A 24,043-nucleotide genomic window follows, 5' to 3' on the forward strand; every position below is an offset into this window, starting at 1 on the left:
AGGGGTTTGAGGTCCAACGGAACGAAAGTGTACGTTTAGAGGGTTAAGTTATTGATAAGACGTAATTTATCTTTCTCATATCGACTCAATATTTATCACTATTATTAAGGTTTAAAGGTCTTAACTCTCCTTTCTCTAAGTCTTCTGGCAAGGTAAATGTGTAATGACCTAACATATTGATATGTTTGTATATTAGTGGGGATAGCCGAGATATATCGTCTTCTATAATTTCTTCATTATTGGACCGCATCCAATCTAATGCTTCCTGCATATAGAGAGTATTCCATAACACGATGGCATTGGTAACGATACCTAAAGCACCTAGCTGATCTTCTTGCCCCTCTCGATAGCGCTTTTTAATTTCTCCACGTTGACCATAGCAAACCGCTCTAGCGACGGCGTGCCGACCTTCTCCTCTATTGAGCTGTGTTAAGATCCTACGGCGATAATCTTCATCGTCTATATAGTTAAGCAAGTACAAGGTTTTGTTCACTCTGCCAACGTCCATAATGCCTTGAGCTAAACCTGATGGACGGCTGCTCTTGAGCAAAGACCGAACCAGCTCGGATGCCCGAATAGTGCCGAGCTTCAATGAGCCAGCGGTTCGCATCATTTCATCCCACTGCTCTTCAGCTTTTGAAAGATCCGTACAACTTCGAGCTAGATCATCTAGCGGCCCGTAGTCAGCAGACTTATCTACTCGCCAGAATACCGCTTCTCCCGCATCCGCCAACCGTGGGGAGAACTGGAACCCTAGCAACCAGAATAAACCAAAGATAATATCACTCGCTCCGGCGGTATCTGTCATGATCTCAATGGGATTGAGCCCTGTTTGCTGCTCCAGTATTCCTTCCAATACATAAAGTGAGTCTCGTAACGTTCCTGTCACGACGATGCCATGAAAACCAGAATATTTATCTGAGATGAAGTTGTACCAAGTGATCCCACGTCCAGCACCAAAGAATTTCCGGTTCGGACCTGCATTCACTGTTTTTGCTGAGGAAATTAAACGCATTCCATCCGCGGAAGCAACATTTCCGTCACCCCAAGCATTTGTTAATGGTTGTTTTATATGGAAATTAACTAACCTAGTATTCGCGTTAGTTAATGTTTCTGCTCGAAAATAATTTTGTTTAACCCAACTTAATCTGTGCCGAGTTAGGGCTGGCACATTCGATTTGATCAATGGTTCTAGACCGATATTGCAAGCTTCAGCCATCAATACCGCACATACACTGATGTGTAACCCCTGCGCTCTTGCCTCGGACTCCCTAACGTGGGTAAATTCCTGTGTAAAGCCTGTCCAAGCATCAACTTCGAGTAATAACTCCGTTAAGTCTACTGGCGGGATCAACTGCTTTACTCGGCGATTCAGAGTTTTTAATGACAGAGACTCTTCAAGTTTATCTAAATTCGAAATGGTCAATGATGGGTGCTTACCATTGGTACAAATACTCACTTCGGTGTTTTCATCAAATCTGTCAGCGACTTCTCTCCATGTATCGTCTAATTGTCGCGCGAGCTGCCGCATAGCTTCATGACCGTTCGTTGGATGGCCAAGAGCTCGACAAACGGGCACTCGTTGAGCTTGCCACGCTTCACCATTTAAGAGCTTTTCTCTAGGATTACCCCAACGGTCACTCTTTGTCACCCAGACGTCTCGGCGGCGGAGTGAATCTTGCAGACGCTCTAAGAAACACAAAGAGTAACCGGCGCGTTGGATACGACCATCCCCGTCATATACAAGCCTTTTCCATGATGTCTTAACGATGTGCTCAGGCGCATCGTCGAGAAAACGTCTTTTTGTCTTTTTCAGCTCGGCAAGGTAATGAATGCTTTCCAGTGTACTCTCCCCAGCGGCAACCGCTGAGAAATGAAGCTCCTCTAGAACCGTCGGTAAAAAGCGTTTAACGCGCCCATATTGCTCAACCATTTCGTCATAAAAATGATTGTTCTGGGGGCGAGCGAGCTCATTGATTTTTTCAACAGACTCAAGCAGATTCTCTTCTGAAACTCGCTTAAATATCGACGTTCTCAGTTCCGTGTCACCGGTTTTTTCGTCAAGCAAAACAGAGCAAGCTCTTGCTAACAACAAGGCTGCTCGGTCAAGGTCTTTTAAGGTTCTGAGTCGCTTTTTTTGACCGATTTTTTTGGCTTCGCGTGTAATATCAGTGATCAAGAGGTCGAGTACATCAATGGCGTCATCCAAAGCAATAATTTCTTGCGCTTTGACGAAAGCTGTCAGTACTGCAAGCTTTCGCTCCTCTGGCATTCGAGAAATATACTTCACTGAAACCATCCCCGCATAGCGAGCCAAGTTACGCAGTTGTATGAGAGGGAGATCTGTAAAATTTAGTTTAGAGATCTCTAAACTACGCAAGGTTGAATATTGAGAGAGTGCACTCAGAACGGAGGGACCGCTAATGGTGGTTGGGCCTTTTCTTAGTAATTCAAGTTGTGATAAGCGTTGACCTTCAGGCACTTCCAATAGCGCCAGCAACTGAGCCTTTTGCCATTGGTTGGGAAGTGCGGCCAACTTCTTCCAGAGTCTTTTCTGTGCTCGCTCGCGAACTTCACTAATCAAGCGAACTAATGTTGTGGCGCCTGGGAGCAAGACCTTATTTTGAAGTAGCCAGGCAGTAGCAAAATCAAACATGAGTCCTGGACGTTCATTACTCAACCATGCTCGAGCGAACAGTTGTCTCTTTAGGCGAAAAGACCAAGGAAAACGACCAAAATCTCGATAGCCGTAATGCTCTTTAATTAGAAAGGTGTGTTCTCGGTGAGTGGTGGGACGCTGAGCGTAACGCATGATCACTTGCGGATGACGGATCCCAATTTGTTTGGCGACAAACTGTTTCACACTGGGGTAAATCGGCTCTAAGTCGGTAACGAATGTTCCAAGAAACCGAACCGTGGTCAGTTGTAATGCTATCCCTAAACGATTGTGCTTTCCTCGACGTTGCTGGATAAACGCCAGATCGCGCTCATCAAGATGGAAGTAACGAGCTAATTGAACATCATTTGGCTCGGCGGCATAACACCCATAGTTTTGCTTTTGTTCCTCGGTCAAAAAATCGACTGGCATATTCTTTTCCTACAAACTGAAAATTTAACAATCTCGCAACTGTCCGAAATGTTATAATTTATCAGACACCATAAAACAGATACTTATAAGTGTCTATTTAATCGACAAAGTGAGATAGTAGACACATATTGTCCACTATTCGATATAGGAGACGATTTTGAGATTATTTGGGTATGCTCGTGTATCGACCAGTCAACAATCCCTCGATATTCAGCTCAAGGCTCTAAAAAGTGCTGGCGTGAAGCCGAGCCGAATTTTTAGTGACAAGGCATCCGGCAGCAACAATGAGAGAAAGGGGCTTGAATTACTTCAGATGAAAGTGGAAGAAGGTGATGTTCTCTTGGTCAAGAAGCTGGACCGACTAGGCCGTGACACAGCAGACATGATCAGTTTGATCAAATTATTTGATGGGATGGGTGTTGCCATCAAGTTTCTAGATGATGGGATCAGTACTGAAGGTGAAATGGGAAAGATGGTGGTCACCATCTTATCTGCAGTTGCCCAAGCTGACCGCCACCGAATACTAGAACGAACCAATGAAGGGCGAATAGAAGCGAAATTGAAAGGGATTAAGTTTGGGCGTAAACGAACAGTAGATCGAAAACGGCTCAACGATTTGTATACTCAAGGCGTAGGAGCGACTGACATTGCGCGGCAACTGGGCATTGCACGCTCGACAGTATATAAAGTGTTAAATGAAAGTGACTCAAACTAAGTCTTTGTTTAAAAAGGCCTAAATCCAGAATAAGAATGCACTAAAAGAAACGATAATCAATAAGTAAATGACGATAGTACAAAATTGATGGTATCGGCATTCGCTGAGTATGAAATGAACTTCCGATAAGCGAAGTTGAATAGAATCATTTTCAGGTGAGGCGTTTTCGCTACTTTGTATGTAACGTTCCAAGGAGTCGAGTTGGTTTACGATCTGACTGACGTCATTACGGAACAATGTGAATGTATGTCTAGGAAGTAGTCGAGCATTGGATAAAAGTTCTTTCGATGCCTTTTGTATGTCCATATTCCCACTCAAGCTATTCAATTATTATAAATAGTAGTGCATATAAAGAAAAGGCGCTAGGTAATAATAAATTTCATTAAATACAGATAGATAACCCTCTAAACGTACACTTTCGTTCCGTTGGACCTCAAACCCCATTTATAACTTTTGAGCAAGTTTTTGCCCCGACGCTTTAGCTGTTATTCTCTTCTCTGTCAGTGGAGTGAGAGTAGTACATATGGCAACTAGAGAGAAACATCTACAATACGGCAAATCGCTTGGGCTTTGGCAAGGTGGACGAAAAGTGATTGAACCGGACGTGGACAGGCGCATCGAGCGAGTCAAGGCGGCATTAGCGGAGCGTGATGCAGAAGAGTTGCGCCAAAAGAGAGCGGTGCAACAGGAAAATGCGTATGTCAGTGACAGTTTATTGGCTTCTCAAGAGGCTCAGAAACACTCCTCGCAATACGCTGAAGGCAAAAGTATTGCTGAAATCTACGGGATCCCCGTACATACGGAAGGTTTAGCCTCTCAGCTGGCGTTGAGTGATTCTATTGGTTTGCAATGCTCTCTTGAAGAAGAAATGGCGAAGAACCATCAGCATGTAATGATTGTTGATCTTGAGGATGCTCATAAAATTTTGCATAACGTTTGGCTTGATGCTGGTAAAAACGTTGCTGCTCTTGCTATGAGTATCAATACAGTGAAATCATGGCTCAAACATGCGTTTGTGAATGGTACACGCATCAATATGGATGGGAAAAAATATCCGCTTAACTCGTTTAAGTCGATGCAAGCTGGCTTTAGCCCTCAATCTAGGGCTGCAAACTTTAAAGGAGCCGGAGCCTTAACGTTTGTGGTATCGGCCAGCATAGCCACAACCGATTTAATATTTAAGGATGATTATCACCTAGTGGATTGGTTCGGCAATGTTGGCTCTGACATGTTCAAATTTATGCTCCAGAGCGCAGTTGGTGAAGCCGCCTTATTTGCTGCTGCTTTCTTAGGTCAACCCATAATTATCGGTGCAATTGCTGTAACAGCGACATATGTTCTAATTGAATGGGCTTGGGGCGAATACAAAATTTCTCAAACGATAGTTGAAAGGTTAGAAGGTGCGATATAAAACTAAAATCCGTTTGGCTGGCTTGTTTTTTATTTCATTAATGTTGCTGTGTTGGCTTTATCCTTCTTATGGGGTTTATCTGGATTACCTTGATCTATTGAATCGAGCCGATACTGTGCAAGTCTCCATTATTACTTTGTGGGTTCCTGTTGGTGTTTTTGGGGTTTTAGTGTGTGTGCTTTTTATGACACCTAAAGCGTTGCTATACGGGAAAAAAATCAATGAGCTTTATTCTCAAAGAGCTATGCAGTTAGCTAACAAAATTAGTCTTTATTTTGCATTAGCAGGTGTGGCGTTTGCTGCTGGATGGACATATCACTCTATCGACTTGTTAGAAAAATATGGGTATGTGTACAGTCGGGATTTGACTAAGATAACCCCCACCGGTATTCATTTGATGTACATAAAATCGAGACATTAAACGCTGATAAAGAGCCCTAATCAAAGTTAAATTAGGGCATTGGCTGTACGAACCCTCATAACGGTTTGCCTTGTTGTATTGAATACACGAGCGATAGAACTAATACTTTCTCCGTTCTTTATTCGTAAACAAACTTCCTGTTGTTGCTCTTTGTTAAGTGATGGAGGGCGACCAAACCGCTTACCTTCAGATTTTGCACGAGCTATTCCTGCATGAGTCCTTTCAACAAGTAGATCTTTCTCAAACTCAGCCACAGCGGAAATAACTTGCATCGTCATCTTTCCAGCCGAGCTTGTTAGATCTACGCCCCCTAAAGCCAAGCAATGAATACGGACACCTAATTCTTCTAAATGCTCGACAGTTTTTCGGATGTCCATAGCATTGCGCCCCAATCTATCTAATTTGGTCACAACAAGCACATCGCCTGGTTCTAATCGATCGAGTAATCGAGAAAACTCAGGACGTTCATTTGCCGCAACAGAGCCGCTGATGCTTTCTTCCATGATACGGCGTTTCTCTATATGGAATCCTGCGGCTTGAATTTCTTGCCGTTGGTTTTCTATCGTTTGCTCTAAAGTGGACACTCGACAATAGGCAAAAACACGTGACATAGTTCATTTTCCTGTACGAAAAGGGAGTACTAATTACAAAGGGTGTACGAAATTACTTTGGTATAGTTTAGTACATATTATATGGTAGGGGTACGAAACCGAACAGTTTCGTACATGTATTTTCTATCAAGCTCCAATAAGTTAGGAAGATGTTATGCCGAGACGACAAATATTGAGTATCGAGGAAAAAGAAAACCTGCTAGTGATACCTGATGACGATATTATCTTGACTCGGATCAGCTTCCTTAGCGACCAAGATATCAGTTTGATAAACAAGCATCGTAAATCAGAAAACCGATTTGGCTTTGCTATCATGCTTTGTTACTTGCGTGGGCCTGGGTTTCTTCCTGATACTCAGCACCCTCCCCATGGGGGCATTGCATCTAGAGTTTCGATGAGACTGTCCTTGTCTTCTGACCTTTGGGGGAAATACGCAGAAAGAGAAGAAACTCGCTGGGAACATTTAGCAGAGCTATATCGTTATCTCGGTTTGAATCCCTTTAACAAGCAGAGAAAACAGGATTGTATCAATCATCTTCTACCCCACGCAATGCGAACAGAACGTGCATTTCTTCTTGCTGAAGAGATGCTTGAATGGCTACATAATAACCATATAATTTTTCCCACAATTGAAGTTATTGAACGCACATTAGCTGAAACCACAACTCTTGCCGATAAAGCGGTATTTTCTTCTCTCACTACTTCTTTAACTCAGAAACATCGAGATGCGCTTGATAATCTTCTCGTATCCGAAGGGGGACGACCTTCACGGTTAGCGTGGTTGTTGCAGCCGCCAGGGACAGCAAATGGAAAGAGTGTCTTACGACATATCGATCGACTAACGACCATACAGAATATAGCTTTACCAAAAGGGATAGAAAGAAGCGTTCATCAAAATCGCTTATTAAAATTGGCACGTGAAGGGAAAAAGATGAGTAGCAGAGATCTGGCCAAGTTCTCCGCTAAACGGCGATATGCAACATTAGTCTGTGTACTAGAAGAAGCCCGAGCTACATTAACTGATGAGATCATTGAGCTACATGAACGAATACTAGGGAGTATTTTCAGCAAGGCAAAATATTCACAAGCAGAGCGGCTTCAACAATCCGGCAAACTTATCAGGAATAAACTACGCCAATACATATCAGTAGGTGAAGCACTATTGAATGCGCGACAGTCTGGTCAAGATCCTTACGAGGCTATTGAAGACATTCTTCCTTGGGAAGCGTTCGTTACCAGTATTGAAGAAACTCAAAGCCTAGCGAAAAGAGACAATTATGATCCTCTCCACTTAATCATAGATAAATACAGCACATTAAGAAAATATGCGCCACGAATGTTGTCTACTTTGCATTTCAGTGCAGCTCCTTGTGCAGTGCAACTAAAGAGTGCTTTAGATGTACTCACACACATGTACAGAAAGCAGCTCAGAAAAGTTCCCGCTTCAGCTCCACTGGACTTCATTCCGGAAAACTGGAGAAAACTGGTGATGACACCTTCCGGAGTTGATCGAAAGTATTACGAATTCTGCGTTCTAAATGAACTTAAAGGCGCATTACGTTCAGGTGATATATGGGTAAGTGGTTCAAGACGTTATAAAAATTTTGATGATTATCTAACCCCATATCAAGACTTTGAAAAAGCTCGAGATAATGAACAACTGCCTTTATCGGTATCAACGAATTTCCATGAGTATTATCAGTCCAGAATAGCCTTGCTTTCATCCAGATTAAAGGAAGTCAACACGCTAGCTATGATTGGTGAATTACCAGATGTTGAGGTATCAGATAGAGGGTTAAAAGTCACTCCTCTTGATAACAGTGTCCCTCCAGAGGTATCGTCCTATGCTGATTTAGTTTACGGCATGCTGCCACACCCTAAAATCACTGAGATACTAGATGAAGTAGACCGTTGGACTTCTTTTACTGACCACTTCACTCACCTTAAAAATAGGCATGGAAAGCCAAGGAACAAGAAGTTGTTAATGACGACAATTCTCGCTGATGGCATAAACTTAGGTTTGTCAAAAATGGCGGAATCCTGCCCAGGCACAACTAAAACATCATTGGAAGGCATACAGGCTTGGTATATAAGGGATGAAACGTATTCGTCAGCGTTAGCTGAGCTCGTCAACGCTCAGAAAAAATGTCCGCTGGCTACTTTTTGGGGAGATGGTTCAACGTCGTCTTCTGATGGGCAAAACTTTCGAGTAGGTAACCATGGGCGTTATGCAGGTCAAGTTAATCTTAAATACGGCCAAGAGCCTGGTGTCCAGATTTATACTCATATTTCAGATCAATACAGTCCTTTTTTCACGAAGGTAATCAGTAGAGTCAGAGACTCAACGCATGTGCTTGATGGATTGCTTTATCACGAAAGTGACCTTGAAATAGCCGAGCATTACACCGATACAGCAGGCTTCACAGAGCATGTCTTTGCTTTAATGCATCTACTAGGATTTGCCTTTGCCCCACGAATTAGAGATCTTCATGATAAGCGCTTGTATATAGAAGGAAAGCCGGAGCAATACCCAGGACTTAAATCCATTATCTCTCCAACAAGTTTGAAACCAAAAGATATCGAGCCACATTGGGATGAGGTATTGCGTCTTGCCACATCAATTAGGCAAGGGACAGTCACCGCTTCTCTGATGATGAAAAAACTGGCTAGTTACCCCAAACAGAATGGATTAGCTAAAGCATTAAGAGAAATTGGCAGATTAGAAAGAACGTTGTTCATGCTTGATTGGCTTCGAGATCCGGCTTTGCGCCGCAGAGTACAAGCTGGTTTGAATAAGGGTGAATCACGTAATGCTCTTGCTAGAGCTGTTTTTATGCATCGGCTTGGGGAAATAAGAGATCGAAGACTTGAGAATCAAAGCTATCGAGCAAGTGGACTGACTCTACTTACAGCAGCAATTACATTATGGAATACGGTGTATATAGAAAGAGCTATAGAGGCCCTTAAACGAAAAGGTATCGAAGCGGATGGAGATCTGATTGCTCACCTATCGCCACTTGGTTGGGAACATATTAACCTCAGTGGTGATTACATATGGCGCACCAATACCAAGTTATCACCGAAAAGATTTAGGTCATTAAGGCCTGTGGATTTAAAGTCGTACAAGAAGCCTTAACGTAGGATATTTTCCGTTTTCCAAGCGGACCCCTAAATGGCGAAATTGGGGGCTAAAGTGCAATGGAACGAAAAACTATGATAAGGGGGAGTAGACCAGAATCCGCGATAAGCATTTTGATTTTTTCTTAGTCACGCAGTCAGCATGAACACTTACCATTTGTTAATAATGGGGTTTTGCGCCCATTTCTGCGATAAGTCCATTGTGCCTACTTCATCCCTTATTCGCAAAGGCGTTACAGTAAATCAGCTTCAACAGAATAATCAGTTAATACCTATGAATTTACGAATCAAAGTAGAGATAGCTAACGCCATTTAGGTTATGACACTGGTAAGGATGACAAATAAGTAATGACATATGATGTTTTTAGACTTAATAACGGCTGTGATCTAGAAGTGCACTCCAAAGTCATCACGATTTTTGTGCAAAAATCACTCAAAGTATCGTTGATATTAGGAATTATAATTTCGCTAGACCTTATAGGACATAGCCTCAGAGCTAAGTCTGGACTTTCTGCTGAAATGGGCACAAAACCCCATTAACATCCCTATTGGTGATGTTGAGGGCACTGTTCGTGGTGCTCCTGCGTATAAGCAATTCTCTGAAGTGTTCTTCAATGATCTGAAAGTGGTTCGTTACAGAAACATTGCTGAATCCATCATCGAGACTCGTAAGCGTCAAATTAAAAATGGGCTTCGTCATGCCTGGATTAGTTTTAGAGACATGGCAAACGGCGTCGTACAACGCTATTTGAATGCAAATAAGTTTGAGCTCGTAGCTGAATCAAATTTGCGGGTATTCGAGGCTTATAGTCCCCAGGTCTCCCTCAATCCACACTAACTCTTATCAATGAATCCGCGCAAGCGGAGGATTCAGCACGTCTATACAAGGTTTAATGTGATCTAAGTCATAGTTTTGTGCTGGTGTTCACCCCATTTCTATCGTTGTTACCACCCACAGTGAACGCAAATGGTCGATTTTACCCTAAAAAATAGTATTCACAGAAAAGATACCTATAGAATATCACTGTAAATTTTACCTGTAAAAGGTCATCTAGAGACATACCGTTCTTATGAGAATAAATATGTAAACTACGTATATGGAATAAATATAAGAATAAATATTTAAGAAAAAGCTATCGCTTCGCTCAAAGGAACCTCCCATCAAAAGCAATTAACATCGCAGTACAATTCAGAATAAACAAATGCTTTTGACGGGCCCCAACAGCCAGCTTTGATTACTTACGATAAAACAAGTCCCAATATCTAGCTGGCTGCGCTGAACATTTCTTTTGTCATACGACAGGAAACTATAGAGCATATACGTATAATTCCGTGAAAAGTCTTACTCGCTACGCTCGCGCATTCTAGCAAGGCAAAGGGCCATTTTTGTACCGGAATCACTGTGAATAAAAGAAAGCTTTTGATAGCTCGGGAAGGACGCATCTTACTCACTTCGTGAGCGCGTTCTAGTATTCGTCGCACAGCGACTCATGAAATGAATGGTTACGGCGTCACAATTTGCGGTTAAAAAAAATGACGAAATGTCATTAACATTTCGCCATTATGTCGGAATGAAACTAAATCATTAGTTGATGAGTTTTGAGATCTCATCTTCAGTAAGTTCTGTCGTTTGGGCGACTAAGGCAATATCAATGCCTGCTGAAAGCATTTTTTTTGCTATTGCTAGTTGGGTTTCTTGACTACCTTGTTTGCGACCTAATTTTTCGCCTTCTTGTCTACCTTGCTGTAGACCTTGTTTTAAACCTTGTTCGCGGCCACGCGCTTCTAATTGTTCTGCTACTGTCATGAACCGTTCCTCATGCTCTGGAACTTGCTTCGCTAAAGTTCGCATTAAATCTTCCAGATTTGATGTTTCCCCTACTCTAAGCAAATACTCCACTAAACTATCTAACTGTTTGCTGGTTATTAAACGCTCTAATAACAGTGTAACCAGTGTGTCTGTAAAATCCAACAAATCTCTTTGTCGTACATGTTTCTGTACCAGCTCTAACAAGGCCACTCGTTTATGTCGAATGATGTCATCATCCGGTATCACGGTGACATCCACCAAAGGGAAAGATTGACCATAAAGCAACTGAGCTATCTCTGGTTTTTCAAATTCATCCAACCAATTCGTGCTGTATGGGTAAGGACTGGTTTTTCCATGGTAAAACAGCAATGGTACGACTAAAGGTAACTTCTCATTTCCTGCATCAAGGTGTTGTTGCATCGCGGCAATAGCGTACCGCATCAATCGAAAGCCCATGTGTTTGTCTGGGCTGCTTTGATGCTCTATCAAAGCGTACACATACCCTACCCCACTGTCCGTTTCCATTGAGTACAGCACATCGGAATAATACGGCACTAACTCATCTTCCAAAAATGAACCTGATTGAAGCTGGAGCGTATCGAGGTTGCAGATTTGTTTGATGTGTCCTGGTAAGTGAATATCGAGAAAGTCTTTTGCTGTCTCTGGCACAGTCAAGAACGACTTAAACAATCCATCATGTATGGATGTTGGTGCTTTCATTCTGTTTATTCCCGTCTTTACATCCCAACACTATACTTTAATCAGTATGAGATTGCAGATTTTAATCTGATATATATCAGAACCTTAACCTTACTAGCGTACGTTTTCGTTCTATTAGACCTCAAACCACTTTGCTTCCTAAGCTCTAATGGTTGTTATATTTATTTTGTTTTTATTAATTATCTTATTTATGAAAATAATATAATTATGATAAATTGATTGTTTTTCTTGTTTTTCTTGTTTTTCTTGTTTTCAATTAGTAGGATTGTGATGTGGTTATTCAATGGAGTCCTGTATGAAAAAAATTATCCTTCTAGGTCATCAAAAGGGTGGTGTTGGTAAGTCGAATACGGCTTGCAACCTTGCCGTCGCTTTAGCTCATGAAAAATATCAAGAAGATACTAGTCGAATTTTACTACTTGATGCCGATCCGCAAGGTACTCTTTATCGTTGGAATCAAAGGCGAATAGAGATTGGGGGAGCTTTAAAGGAGTTTCCATGTATTCGCTTAGATGGAAATATTACTAAGCAGCTACAAAGAGAAATTGAAAATTATGATTTCATTATTGTTGATGCTGCTGGTCGTGATAGTCGAGAAATGCGCAGTGCAATGCTGGCTGCAGATCTCATGATCATGCCAACTAAGGCTAGTCATGCAGATTTGGAACTGTTAGAGCATATGGCTGAGACAGTTGAATCCGCTCGTGATTTTAATGATGCTCTAGAAGTTGCTGTTTTTATTAATATGGCGCCGACTAATACTCATGCTGAAAGACAAACTGCAAAGCAGTTGCTTAGTGAATATCCTGAATTTCATTTGATGAGGACAGTTGTTGCAGACCGAAAAGCACATCGTGATGCTTTTCATCATGCATGTGGTGTTCATGAATGGAAAGACAATAAAGCAAAGTCTGAGATTAGTTGCTTAACTAAGGAGATATTAGATGCTTTCTCGATCTAATTTAAAAGCTCAAGAAAAAAAAGTGAAGGAAGCTGATGCCTTTGTTGATGGTGCTGATTCTAAAGTTTCTCGCACGGTAGGACGCCCAAAACAAAAAGGAGAAAAGCGGGAGCCTGTTACTGTCTCTTTGACGAAGTCTGAAGCTCAACAATTGGATAAAATTCATAAAAGATTGAATGTCATTTCTTATTCTAAAGATGAAGATTTTTCGTTAGATCGCTCTAGTTTCATTCGAGCTATTGCGGAACGTTGTGAAAATATGTCAGATGAAGAATTATGGAAATGGTTTAATTACCATAAATAAGCTAATTATCTTATTTATGGTAATCAACTTATTAGATAACCCATCCCGATGCGATCGCCAAACCTACCTAGAGGGAAACTAAAACCCTAGAAGGGAGTTTCAATGCAAGGGAATTGTAGCATTAACCACACACACTAAACCAAAACGCTACTGATGATGAACTCAGGTTGCTCGCTAGTCTCATCGAGCGCGACTTTTTCCAACCGGTTCAGAGAAGCGTCGTTGAATCTTTTGTCTCTCGCTAGAGTATAAGCGCTCATGCGGACCTGGAAGGGGAGAGTGGCGGACATTTTTAAACCTAATGTAAAAAACATTTACCGCATTGTATTCCGTGGTGTTGATTAGATGTAATATGTTAAATAGCTAAATTTAGAGTGGCTTTTGCCTGTTTCGACGCAGCGATGACAGCAGAATTGCAAAAGTCACTCTTTTCCTCCCTGATTTCTCCCTTTATCTACCTGAAAGAAAATTACAGTTTTCGTCCAAATGTTAATCATTTGTGATGCGATTTCATTTCGGCGCGATCTTCTCTCTTAATCCTTAAAATGATCACTTTTCTCCAAGGTTGGCTCTTTACGTGGCTATGAGAGGGTAACCTCTGCGCTTTTGTGCACCCTTGACTGTAGGGCGCTTCTGTTTGTTTTAATTTTGTACAGATTGTTTGTATGTACGTTAGTTTGTTCGTATAATAACAAACGTACAAACAAACTTTGAAAGTGACAGGGGAATGAAGCATGGCCAGAGAAAGAGCTTTTTCGGATCTGCAAGTTAAAGAAGCGGCAAATGCGCTTTTGGTTGAAGGTAAAAACATCAACGGAACGTCACTGCGCAACAAGATTGGTACAGGCCGTCCGTCTGCCTTAATGTCTGCGTTTAAGGCACTTGAGGATTCTGGTGAAATCCTAGCGCCGATGCTTCCAGACTCTAATGAGCAAACCATTGTTCATCAGGAGTTACCGCCGGAAATTGCTGAGCGTTTGTCATTAATGCTTGGTGATGTTGAACAGCTTGTTCATCAGATCAACGACCACGCTCATTACACTGTTGAGCAACGTCTTAACCAAGCCATTGCAGAAGCAAACGAACGTGCTGCGAATGCAGCAAAGCGCGAAGCAGAATCGATTCAAGAACAAGATAAAGCGTTTGAGCAGCTAGAAGATGCGCTCGAAGCGAATGCGGACTTACAAGAGCAGTTAAAGCTAGAGCACAAAGAGAACAGCCAGCTCAATGCGGCATTGAATGTCGCGAAGAGTGAAACGAAAGCGGCGCTTGATACCGTTTCTGAACGTGATGAACGCTTAGCTGAGATGCAAAAACAGATCACATCAATGCAACAGCAGCTTAATAATGCCGAATCAGATAAAGCGAAAGCACAAGGTCAAGTTGAGCAACTAGTTAAGCAGTTAGGAGAGAAGTCCGACGAAATGGCTGAACTGAATGCAAATTTGAAAAATTCGGAGAAAGAGCTGGGTTCGTTGCAAGGGCAGCTGGGTTCGTTAACCGAACAGATCGCGAATCAAAAGGCTGCTAATGAGCAGTTACAAGGCAAGTTCGATGAAGAGAAAGCTGCATATATTCGCGCTGAAAGTCGCATTGAAAGCTTAAATTCGGAGCTAAACAAGAAGAACGAAGCACTCCTAGAAACGCAAGCTTCTCTTGGTGAAGTTCAGAAGCTGAATGCGAAACTAGAAGGCCAGTTAATGCACTATCAAGAGCAATAAACCTCCACTTTTGATATGTTGAGGCTTCTATCACGTGAAAAATCGCAATTATTATGCAGCAGCTTAAATTCGGTAAGATCAAAAACTACAAAGACGATCGTGGCTTCGGCTTCATTTTCTCTGAATGTAAATTCATTCACTATGTAATAATGGGGTCTAAAGAAGTGTTCTTTCATATCAAACAGGCTAAGCAGTTTGAGTCCGTACTGAAAACTACTACGCTTCAAGAAGATCTATGCTTTTGGTTCACTACAGAGATCACCCCTAAAGGCGAGGCTGTTAAGCAGATGTGGAGCAAGTTATCTGAGATCCCTCAAGATATTCGCGAAGGTAACGCCGATTTCATTAATCAAGTGGCGGAGAACATCAAGCTCTATGAAGTGGCTAAAGCAGAAAAGCATGCACGTGAGGCTGTTCTGCAAGAGGCTCTTCGTAAAGCTCGTGAGACTCGTGATTCTGAACTTAACGCTCTGATTGTGGCTGCTCGTAGCCAAGGGTTCTCAACTAGCGGACAGTTGTCAGCATGGATTCGCGCTAATAAGCTGTGGACGAAATATCCGACACTAACAGGGGACTTGACGATGCACGATGGTGAGGAGTCATGGAGTTTTGGGGCCGCTATTGACCCTCAGTACTACAAGCTGGTTTGCCAAGCTCTAGATCTGCATAACGCGAGGTCTAGCGCAAGAGCAGGAGCTTTCCGTTCCTATGCAAGTATGGGAAGTTAATGTCAGGAAGAATGCTAGCCTACTAATAGGCCAGCGCAAGCGCTCGCAACCCTAACATACATACAATTGCTCTGCACGAGCTGGTTGGCTATGTAGCGACAATTAGATTTGCTCCTCTTACCTAAAATTGTCCTTCGACCCATGCCCTATAAAGGAAGCCCCTACGGGGTGTTCGCTGCGCTCTCATCCTTGACAGGGCAAGGCTCTATCGGTTTTGGCTTAGTAAGAGTTTCATCTCTATTTTGTGTTTAATCTAGAACCAAACCACTGTGCAAAATTTAACCTCTAATTGTCGCTGAACAAGGGTGGTTAATTGACGCTACATAGTTGGCATACATTCTTCGCAACAAAATACGAATTTAGGCAGAACGCTGAATGTGGATGTATAGAGTAGCCAGTATGATACTCGAACAGGGTTACTTGAGTTTTTTGTAGTGAGAGGCCATTTCTGAGATAGAGTTGAATCGCGGCCCAACGTAGCGCCTAACGCAGGTCCTACAAAGTAACCCTTTAGCATGAAAGCCTGGCTCTACATCGCAGTAAATACATAGTTTGGTTGAGCTCTGTAACGGGTGTGAAGCAGTTATACCTTCATCTCTATCTATCGCTTCATATTTGTCTGTAACTTCCTCGGGCGCAATATTATCTGACTTTTGCTCTGGCCATCGCTCCATTGAAACCCATTTGCCCCAATGCTCTAACAACAAACAGAATACTTCATCGGCGCGGTAGACCTTATCTTTGGGCTTATTAACATAGAGCGCATTGGCCATTAAATGAGTATCGACACGTAATACAAGGTCTATTTCTTCCGGGATCTGATCTACATCGTTCATTTTGCCGTCTGCAAATGGGATTTCTACAAGGACAGATATACCAGTTTCGGCGTCTTTAGCATAAGCATCACAGCGGAATCCATGCTTTATGACCTCTAACTCCCATAGTGTGTCGGAAAATGTCCATTCGTCTAAATCAAATTGTACTAACTGAGGTAGTTCTTGACGAATAATCAGTGCGAGCGCCGTAACGGGAGAAAATCGGCACTCGTTTGAGGTACTAACCTCACAGGTTCGATGGCCGAAGTGCCACTGGTTGCTACTCCCTTGCCTTGCTGTTACCAGTGTTCCACAAGACAGGCATCGACAATCACAATCATCGCCACGCTCAACCTCGGCGATACCGATAATATGCCCTGTTTGATTGCTGATCGCGAACGGCATTTTGACCTGAGAAACATCCAAAATATTTACCCTCGAGTTACGCTACTAATAACATTCTATATGGGGGTATTTACTGATGAATCAACGGGTAACGCCTAATCTGTAAAGTTCAAAATGAGTACAAGTTTGATTCCTTCACAGTTATTCCTCCCTGCGACATCTCTAACAACGACAGTCAGAAGACATTCTAACTAGTCTCTCGGTCTAAGTAATGTGGAACACTGGTTGTGCGCCTTTGCCCCAAAGTAAGCTATGACTGATAGAACATCGATTAATAGAGACCTGATTTTGGAATACTTTACCTAATAAAACCAGGCCACATTGTTTTGTTTACTCCCTATTCAGAACAGCCAACTCATCCACTTCAACATCACGGATACTCAGGTCGCTACTTTGCTATAGGCAGCGTTTACAAAGCCTCTTTTGCCAATAACTGCATGTTGAGTGAGCTTGTTTTCAAGCCTGCTCTATCGAACCTATAGCGCATATAGGCAGAGATATCATCCTCATGTGAGGAGACAATCAACTGACAATGTTTAAGTTCGCAACGGAGTAAGTCGGTTAAGGAAGCAACGTTGATTTCATCCAGAGATTGAGAAGGATCATCAATCAATATGAGAGGTACCTTGGCATAGACTTTATTGAGTGAAAGAAAGAAGGCAAGCCCAAGAGCACACACCTGACCAGAACTCATGGACATGACTGCGTCGTGTTCAGATTTCTCAGCAGTCAGAAACCTTAACTGCGTACCGTCTCGGCTCTCGATAAATAGGCCTAGACCGCGCTGGTAGTTTTGGATCAGCCGGCCACTGTAGATATGGAATATGAGCTCAATAGCCGAAATTGTCTGGTCGGTATACCTTTGTTCTGTATCCTTCAGTGTATCGCGGAGCTTTTTTATTTTTTCTTGTGCTTTTTGGGCCGCTAAGGTTTCTTTTTCGATAAGTTTAAGAGCGGAAATACAGGTTTGAAGTCTGGCATTTTGCGCCTCGTTGGCTTTAATCGATATGTACTGCTCTTTATCCCGTAAGTCTTCAGCCGTTATTATGTAGAAGTCCTCTAGGTCTTTGAAGGCACTGATTGTTGTTTCTCGCCAGTCTTCTGGCAGCGCTAAAGCATCGACTTCAGTCTGTTTTTTATTCCTTAGAATCTCTTTGAGCTTTTCAAGTCGCTCATTTACTACGTCATTACTTTCCGTAAATGTGTCAGTAAATTGAAGATTGTCGCTTTTCAACTTCTCCATTAGCAGGGTTATTGCCGGGAGCCGAAGCTTAATTTTGGTCAGTTCTGCATGAAGATTTGGTTCAAATGTAGGCTTGAGAACTTTCAAGTTGTTTTGGATATGGGTGTCGATGAGCTTCAGCTCAGCGTCCATAGCAGCGATAAGGTTAACTAATTCCTTACCGTCCTTGCTCAGTGATTCAGAGATCTGCTTAGTTCTTGCTTCAATGGCACCAACCATTGATTTGTGATCTTCCCAATCCGTACCACAGAGAGGGCACAAATGGTCATCAGGATAGGACTTCTTATGTTCGTCAATCAGCTGTGTTTTCAGGCGTTCTAATTCGGCTATGGCGTTCGCATTGGCACTGCTTTTATCACGGAGGTTGTTTCGGGATTCAATTTGTAACTCAAACGACTCAAGGCGCCCATCCGCCCAGTTTGGTAGTGATTGAGCTTCTTCGACCTTGATCATTGAGGCTCCGCGCTTGATGATAGCCGCTGAACGCTCCAGTTCATCAATCCCCTTCTTGATTGCTTCAAGCTCATCAAGCTTGTTAAGGTCTTTACCGAACTGAGCTAAGCTTCTCAGAGATTCTTCGTTACGTTTGATGTCGGCATCGATTACCTCGTTGTGAACCCTAGTTTTTATTGTGGCTTTGAGCGGTAGAAGGGCAATAATTTTGCGAACTGATTCTTGATAGGCAGCATGATCTACCGCTGAATACGTCGAAAAGATGTTCTCCTTGTCCCATCCAGGCTGAACATCAGTCGTCGAGAGCTTTTTGTACCCAACGATCCCAGCCTCAGCCTGTAATGTGTCTCTTAGGGTGGCTATCTCTTCTTTTAGTGACTCGATTTTTGCCTTACGCTCAGGATCGTTGATGTGCTTTGTAAGTTTACTGTATATGTTGTTGCAGCTTTCGATCTCGGCTTCGATATCGCTGATATTAAAGAGGTTTCCTAGCTTATCCTTACGTTGGTCTACCCTAGTATGCAACAATCGGTTTTGTCCTTGCTCCAGATAGTTAAGGAAGGAGAAGTTTTCCCTGAAATTTTTACCGAAAACTTCGTCAAGGAAATTGTTGTCGCGCAGATTTGCTTTTGTGAAGTCAAATGATTCGAATGTCGGTAGTTCGTAAAGCTTAAAATTTTCATAATTGTCTGCACGATTGTTCGCTGGCTTCTTGAATATCACCGTTGGACAATGTCTAGCTAAAACAAGTTTACGATCATCATTAGTGAATTCAATTTTAATACAGAGATCGTTCTCGCCGGAGCGATTATTCCAGAAGAGATTGTCTGCGTAGTTCTTTGTGCGATTACTTAGTAAAGTAGAGAATAGATTTTGTATTCGACTAACCTGACCGGTAAGCAGTAGTTCGATGGCGTCGAATATGCTTGTTTTGCCATAACCGTTTGGGCCATCGAGAGTTAGCAACGCCGACTCGCCAAGGTCCAAGTAGATATGCTTGAATGCTTTGAAGCTAGAGACTTCAATCTTGGATATTTTCCAGTTCATTTTTAATCATTTCCTTAATAACCTCGTCGGCATTTGCGTTTGTGACTTGTTGAATAGTCGCATACGTATCACTTCGGCCAGCTTCTGCGACGGCCTCAATTGCTTGCTGCCTCAAGGACACGAGGTTTCCTTGGTGAATAGGTAGCTCCAAGAAAGGAAGCTTGATAAAGGTCTTGGCAGCGAAGCTATATTGTGAAGCTACTAGAGGATTTTCTTTGTAACCAATAAATTCCTTTTTGTCAGAAATCACGGATACAAGTTTTTCGTAGGTAAAATCAGTGAGAGCGCTTTCTTCAGCAATACTGTAGTAGAGGACATATTTTTTATAAAAATGCGGGTCTTCCTCAATACTGAAAATTCCTTCTTCGTGCTCCTTGAACTCGGCCAGCACGTCAAGGCGATAAATACAAATTAAGTCACAGTTTTTCTTAAAGCTTGGGTTTCTGAGAAAATCCTCAGGAGCAAGCTGATTGATCTGGCTGTTCAGCTCGGTTGGTGTAATGAGTTCATCGAGATTATGTACGACTGCGAATCTGATCGCAGATCCAGAATCGCGAATATAAAAGCTTGTGTTGTCCAATTCACGCTTACTCACAAAGCCATGATCAACAAGTGCTTCATCAATGAGTTGCTTTATCATTCAGTCGGTCCTCCGCGTCGTCTTTAGTAATCACGCTAATACATAGCGACTTGGTAATGTTGCTTTCAAGCTTTTCAGTGGCCCGTTTGTCGTCGAAGTCATCCGAGTTTGTGAATTTCGTATCAAAGGTGAATGAAGCTTCCGCTTTGCTGGCAATTAGATGGTTGTACTCAAAAAGTAGCCTCAGCAGGTCACCGTTGTTTTTCATTTCATGGTTCATGTCAGACTCACACTCTTCACTTGCATCTACGTCAAGCGCTGTAGGTACGTAGAACCGATTTTCTCTGTCGATGTAATGAGGAAGATGGTTGAATATGGGCTCCACTGAAATAGCCTGTATGAGCTTGGTGTAGCGCCTGATATCGTTCTTCTGAATATCTTGAAACCGCTCGGATGGCTTCATCATCTGGCATAAGTTTTTTAATTCATTGATATGTGTATTGCGCATGTGCTCGCACAGACGCCGGGCTCTTTCATAGGTGGTGTCATTCATTGTTGGTAGCGCCTGCTCTAGCCGTTCTTCTAGGTAGGTTTGAAGCCTGGCCTTCAACTCAACGGCATAGTAGTCGCGATTCTGATAGGGGTTTTCGGTCAGCAATTCCTCTAGGATATCTTTTGCCTCGATACGGCCTTCGTAAGCAGCTTTGTTTTCTGAAAAACCGTCCTCTTGATTTAGTTTGTGATTGTGTATTGCCTTGGTACTTATTTTTTCTGAGAGTAAGCAATAGTTAAAATTTATGAGATTATCACTGACAGTGATGGACTGTTTCTCACATATATTTTTTATCAGTGCTTTGGTCAGTCCTTCGATCTCACCTAGTCCACAATGAAAGTTGTTCCCGTAGCGGTAGAATTTTACTGTTTCTCCGTTATTACCGATGTGATCATCTGTATTTTCTAGCGGGACAGATACATGAAAGTAACGAGTAGTCCCCTTTGCTTTGTCATATTCGATTAAAGTGGACTGTTCCAGTGCCTTGGCATAGCCACTGCGATATTTACTAATCTTGGCTTTAACTTGATGAGCAGAATGAAGCTTTCCTGCCTTATAAATAGCGAAGTCGTCGCTACTGTCTAGCTGAAGTTCGAAGTCCAAATCATCATCGAGAATAAGCTTAAGTGAGTGATATAGTGCGACTTTTCCTTGGTAAACAAAGCCGCTCCAGGAGGATATGGCGCTGGCCGGGTATTTTTCTTCTTGTTGGCTCACATGAACTCCTTGCTGCCAGTATGACGGATTCATGTTACTGTAATTGTATAAATTTCTGTACTAATTTGGTGTATTTGGAGAGTGAATTTTCCATTTCCCAGCCTTTATCAAGAATATTGTTTGGATAGCCACATACCCAGCAGATATTGTTGAACCATTTTTGTCCCAAAACGTTTCTGAGATTGATCAATCTTTATTGTCATTTTTTACAGTCATTCAGCGATCCACGCAGGCGTGACAGAGGTGGGGGATATGAAGCTGATAACGCCGGTCTTTCAACGTAGGAAGCAACAATCCTGATTTTCGATGAGGTTTTGGCTCTGGGTACACTAAGTCTTGCCGTTTCGCCCAAGTCGTTAAAATGTTGGACGCGCATTTGAATAATCGATTAAGCAACCATCCACCTTTCGGTGGATTTGACGCCACCACTGCAGCAAGCTCGAGACTTACAGCTTTGATTGAGGTATTTGGTGTAGTAGGTACAGCCAGAGTTTTTGCACTTATAGAGGCGTGACCCCATGCTCGCTGAGCCACAAGCGAGCATTCGGGTGACGTTAGCGACAACGACATCTCTGATTTCAAATATGTGTTTACTGAGGTAGATGGCTCAGGTGCCATTCCGAGAGAAAAGTTGTCTGAGTGATCGCAGGTGCATGACCACTAGGGTAATGCAGAATTGTCAGCACACTGTGAAGGTTAAGTCTCTTTGCTTTCGAGCGTAGCTCGCTCAGGCGCCTATGCCGCCGGTTTTCGCAAAATGAGTGAAGAAGACTTCCCGCAAAGTGTGAGTTTAGGGTGCACTCCAAAGTTATAACGGTTTTTGTGCAAAAATTACTCAAAAGTATCGTTGGTATTAAGAATCATAATTTCGCTAGGCCTTACAGGACATAGCCTCAGAGCTAAGTCTGGACTTTCTGCTGAAATGGGCACAAAACCCCAACAAGACGTTTTCGCTGAGCGTTGGGACTGAACTATGGTAAAATACAACGATAAAGTTACCTAAACATCGATATTCAAGCATGGATCAAAAAAACTTATCAGAACTCAAGTCTAAAACCACTGAGTTCATACTTCAAACATCTACATTCAAAGACATTTTGTCTACGGCCGCCACCAAAATAGTAGCACTTGCAAAGTCGGCTAAGAGCGAAGCAGACGTCGTTTATGCTTTTGATACGGTGTATTTGGAGCTACTAAAAAATGTTCTAGGTCTAGAGTTTAAACCGTCCAAAGAAGAATCTATTGATACTGTAAAAATGACTGCGAATGGTCGAAAAAGTAAAAAAGGCAGGATTGACAGTCGAATAGGTAGTGTTGTAATTGAGTTCAAGCATCCATCAAAATTAAAGAGTAAAGCTCATGTTGATGATGCTATTTCTCAAACATTTGAATATTTGAATGGATTAAACAATAAAGAACAAAGTACTTACTTTGGTTTTGTAACTGATGGTATCAATGCAGTTTCATTGAGGTTAGAAGAGGCTTTGTTGCGTAATTCAGACGAGAAACCAAACCTCCTAAAGTTGAGCGACTGTTATACAATATACTGAGTTTCAGGCATACCAAGCCCTGTAAGTTTGTTCAGTGCTTTGATCATGGCGTAAGTCTCGCCAACCTGAGCGTTGTAATTTCTTAGACTTAATTTCCCACCTAGCAACTGTTTTACTCGGTACATTGCGGTCTCTGACAGAGAGCGCTTATGATAGCCATACCGCTTTTTCCACTTCTTGTTGGAGCCGTAGAGCTTCTGGCAACCTACCGCTAAGTTACGAGGATGCCCTTGTTCCCAGAAGGCTGCTCCTTCTCTTGGCGGGATGAGCGGAACAGCTCGCTTGATCCGTATGGCATCATGGCAATTCCTTGTGTCATAAGCGCCATCGCCTGATATCTCAATGATTTTACGACGTGTTTGCTTGAGTAAGTTGGGGAGCACTTCGGCATCAGTTACGTTAGATAAGCTCAGCTCTGCTGCGACTATTTCGTGGGTGCTTGTATCTACCGCGATATGCAGCTTACGCCAGACTCTTCGCTTCCCATCAGTTCCATGCTTCTTGACCTTCCATTCACCTTCGCCATAAACCTTGAGGCCAGTGGCATCAATGGCCAGATGTTGTATTGCTCCTCTGGTTTTGGTTTTAAATGAAACTTCAACTTCCTTAGCTCGGCGGCTTATACAGGTGTAGTGCGGGCAAACAAGCGGGATGTTAGCCAGCTTAAATACGGAGTCTAGAAAACCTTGCAGCGCTCTCAAGGGCATAGAGAAAACGCGTTTCACCATCAGTGCGGTAGTAATGGCTAAGTCGCTGAATCGGCGAGGTCTACCACGCTTGCCTTGTTTGTTTTGCTTCCACTCAGCTATCGCTTCCTCATCAATCCAAAAGGTCAGAGAACCACGGTTGATTAAGGATTTATTGTACTGCTTCCAGTTAGTTGTTTTGTAACGAGGTTTAGGCATGAGGCTACGACGATTGATGGGCGTAGCCGCTCAGATCGTAGTTTCTTGATTTAGTTCCATCGAATTACGCAACAAAGCCATACAAATAGTCCAAAAGCAACAAAGAAATCATACGATAAAGAGTTTGTTAAAAAAGTTGTCCTACTA

General features: G+C 42.5%; 17 protein-coding genes and 1 pseudogene. 9 read left to right on the forward strand and 9 right to left on the reverse strand.

Annotation, left to right across the window (positions count from 1 at the left end):
* Nucleotides 1–85 precede the first annotated feature (85 nt).
* Nucleotides 86–3,088 carry a Tn3 family transposase gene (locus ACLIIY_RS28715; RefSeq protein WP_085576793.1) on the reverse strand — a complete coding sequence of 1,001 codons (3,003 nt, stop codon included), beginning with the start codon at nt 3,086–3,088 and terminating at the stop codon, nt 86–88.
* 157 nt (nt 3,089–3,245) lie between these two features.
* Here ACLIIY_RS28715 and ACLIIY_RS28720 point away from each other — a divergent pair, with 157 nt between their 5' ends.
* The 3 genes from ACLIIY_RS28720 to ACLIIY_RS28730 all read left to right on the forward strand — a co-directional run bounded on the left by ACLIIY_RS28720 (nt 3,246) and on the right by ACLIIY_RS28730 (nt 5,635).
* Nucleotides 3,246–3,803 (forward strand): recombinase family protein, encoded by a 558-nt coding sequence (locus tag ACLIIY_RS28720; protein WP_031419876.1) that lies wholly within the window; start codon nt 3,246–3,248, stop codon nt 3,801–3,803.
* 616 nt (nt 3,804–4,419) lie between these two features.
* Nucleotides 4,420–5,214 carry a hypothetical protein gene (locus tag ACLIIY_RS28725; RefSeq protein WP_371807222.1) on the forward strand — a complete coding sequence of 265 codons (795 nt, stop codon included), beginning with the start codon at nt 4,420–4,422 and terminating at the stop codon, nt 5,212–5,214.
* Nucleotides 5,204–5,635 (forward strand): hypothetical protein, encoded by a 432-nt coding sequence (locus ACLIIY_RS28730; protein ID WP_024699793.1) that lies wholly within the window; start codon nt 5,204–5,206, stop codon nt 5,633–5,635. The genes ACLIIY_RS28725 and ACLIIY_RS28730 overlap by 11 nt, the downstream gene beginning before the upstream one ends.
* 26 nt (nt 5,636–5,661) lie before the next feature.
* Here the strand turns inward: ACLIIY_RS28730 and ACLIIY_RS28735 are convergent, their stop codons facing one another.
* Nucleotides 5,662–6,246: a recombinase family protein gene (locus ACLIIY_RS28735; RefSeq protein WP_024699794.1), complete on the reverse strand. Its 585-nt coding sequence runs from the start codon at nt 6,244–6,246 to the stop codon at nt 5,662–5,664.
* A gap of 154 nt (nt 6,247–6,400) precedes the next feature.
* Here ACLIIY_RS28735 and ACLIIY_RS28740 point away from each other — a divergent pair, with 154 nt between their 5' ends.
* Entirely contained in the window at nt 6,401–9,382 is a 2,982-nt protein-coding gene (locus ACLIIY_RS28740; protein ID WP_024699795.1) for a Tn3 family transposase, read from the forward strand.
* A 1,587-nt stretch (nt 9,383–10,969) separates the two neighbouring features.
* Here the strand turns inward: ACLIIY_RS28740 and ACLIIY_RS28745 are convergent.
* Complete coding sequence (locus ACLIIY_RS28745; protein WP_023624634.1) at nt 10,970–11,914, reverse strand: Rpn family recombination-promoting nuclease/putative transposase; 945 nt, start codon at nt 11,912–11,914, stop codon at nt 10,970–10,972.
* Between the two features lie 295 nt (nt 11,915–12,209).
* Between ACLIIY_RS28745 and ACLIIY_RS28750 the strand changes: the two genes are divergently transcribed.
* The 4 genes from ACLIIY_RS28750 (at nt 12,210) to ACLIIY_RS28765 (ending at nt 15,628) form a co-directional block, all read left to right on the forward strand.
* Nucleotides 12,210–12,875 (forward strand): AAA family ATPase, encoded by a 666-nt coding sequence (locus ACLIIY_RS28750; protein WP_031419872.1) that lies wholly within the window; start codon nt 12,210–12,212, stop codon nt 12,873–12,875.
* A complete protein-coding gene (locus ACLIIY_RS28755) occupies nt 12,859–13,179 on the forward strand; it encodes a hypothetical protein (RefSeq protein ID WP_025788937.1) in 321 nt (106 codons plus the stop codon). Before ACLIIY_RS28750 ends, ACLIIY_RS28755 begins: the two co-directional genes overlap by 17 nt.
* A gap of 734 nt (nt 13,180–13,913) precedes the next feature.
* Nucleotides 13,914–14,900 carry a DNA-binding protein gene (locus ACLIIY_RS28760; protein ID WP_023624629.1) on the forward strand — a complete coding sequence of 329 codons (987 nt, stop codon included), beginning with the start codon at nt 13,914–13,916 and terminating at the stop codon, nt 14,898–14,900.
* 53 nt (nt 14,901–14,953) lie between these two features.
* Nucleotides 14,954–15,628: a cold-shock protein gene (locus ACLIIY_RS28765; protein ID WP_023624628.1), complete on the forward strand. Its 675-nt coding sequence runs from the start codon at nt 14,954–14,956 to the stop codon at nt 15,626–15,628.
* A gap of 416 nt (nt 15,629–16,044) precedes the next feature.
* On the opposite strand, the gene ACLIIY_RS28770 is transcribed toward ACLIIY_RS28765, so the two are convergent.
* From ACLIIY_RS28770 to ACLIIY_RS28790, 5 genes and pseudogenes are all read right to left on the reverse strand, one after another.
* Entirely contained in the window at nt 16,045–16,869 is an 825-nt protein-coding gene (locus ACLIIY_RS28770; protein WP_023624627.1) for a hypothetical protein, read from the reverse strand.
* Nucleotides 16,870–17,257: 388 nt separating this feature from the next.
* The gene (locus tag ACLIIY_RS28775; protein ID WP_025788935.1) at nt 17,258–19,591 is read right to left on the reverse strand and encodes an AAA family ATPase; all 2,334 of its coding nucleotides are present in this window, start codon (nt 19,589–19,591) and stop codon (nt 17,258–17,260) included.
* Nucleotides 19,566–20,231, reverse strand: coding sequence for an ABC-three component system middle component 1 (locus ACLIIY_RS28780; protein ID WP_023624625.1), 666 nt, complete (start codon nt 20,229–20,231; stop codon nt 19,566–19,568). Before ACLIIY_RS28780 ends, ACLIIY_RS28775 begins: the two co-directional genes overlap by 26 nt.
* Nucleotides 20,212–21,441: an ABC-three component system protein gene (locus ACLIIY_RS28785; RefSeq protein WP_025788934.1), complete on the reverse strand. Its 1,230-nt coding sequence runs from the start codon at nt 21,439–21,441 to the stop codon at nt 20,212–20,214. The genes ACLIIY_RS28780 and ACLIIY_RS28785 overlap by 20 nt, the downstream gene beginning before the upstream one ends.
* A 330-nt stretch (nt 21,442–21,771) precedes the next feature.
* A pseudogene (locus tag ACLIIY_RS28790) lies at nt 21,772–22,045 on the reverse strand (transposase zinc-binding domain-containing protein); the annotation flags it as partial.
* Nucleotides 22,046–22,460: 415 nt separating this feature from the next.
* Between ACLIIY_RS28790 and ACLIIY_RS28795 the strand changes: the two are divergent.
* The gene (locus tag ACLIIY_RS28795; RefSeq protein ID WP_031856358.1) at nt 22,461–22,991 is read left to right on the forward strand and encodes a hypothetical protein; all 531 of its coding nucleotides are present in this window, start codon (nt 22,461–22,463) and stop codon (nt 22,989–22,991) included.
* Here the strand turns inward: ACLIIY_RS28795 and ACLIIY_RS28800 are convergent.
* On the reverse strand, nt 22,976–23,896 hold the full coding sequence (locus ACLIIY_RS28800; protein ID WP_010446562.1) for an IS5-like element ISVa2 family transposase: 921 nt from the start codon (nt 23,894–23,896) through the stop codon (nt 22,976–22,978). The two genes, ACLIIY_RS28795 and ACLIIY_RS28800, sit on opposite strands and share 16 nt — an antisense overlap.
* Nucleotides 23,897–24,043: the final 147 nt, after the last annotated feature.

The organism is Vibrio sp. K4 (assembly GCF_051122595.1).
GTDB lineage: Bacteria > Pseudomonadota > Gammaproteobacteria > Enterobacterales > Vibrionaceae > Vibrio > Vibrio owensii.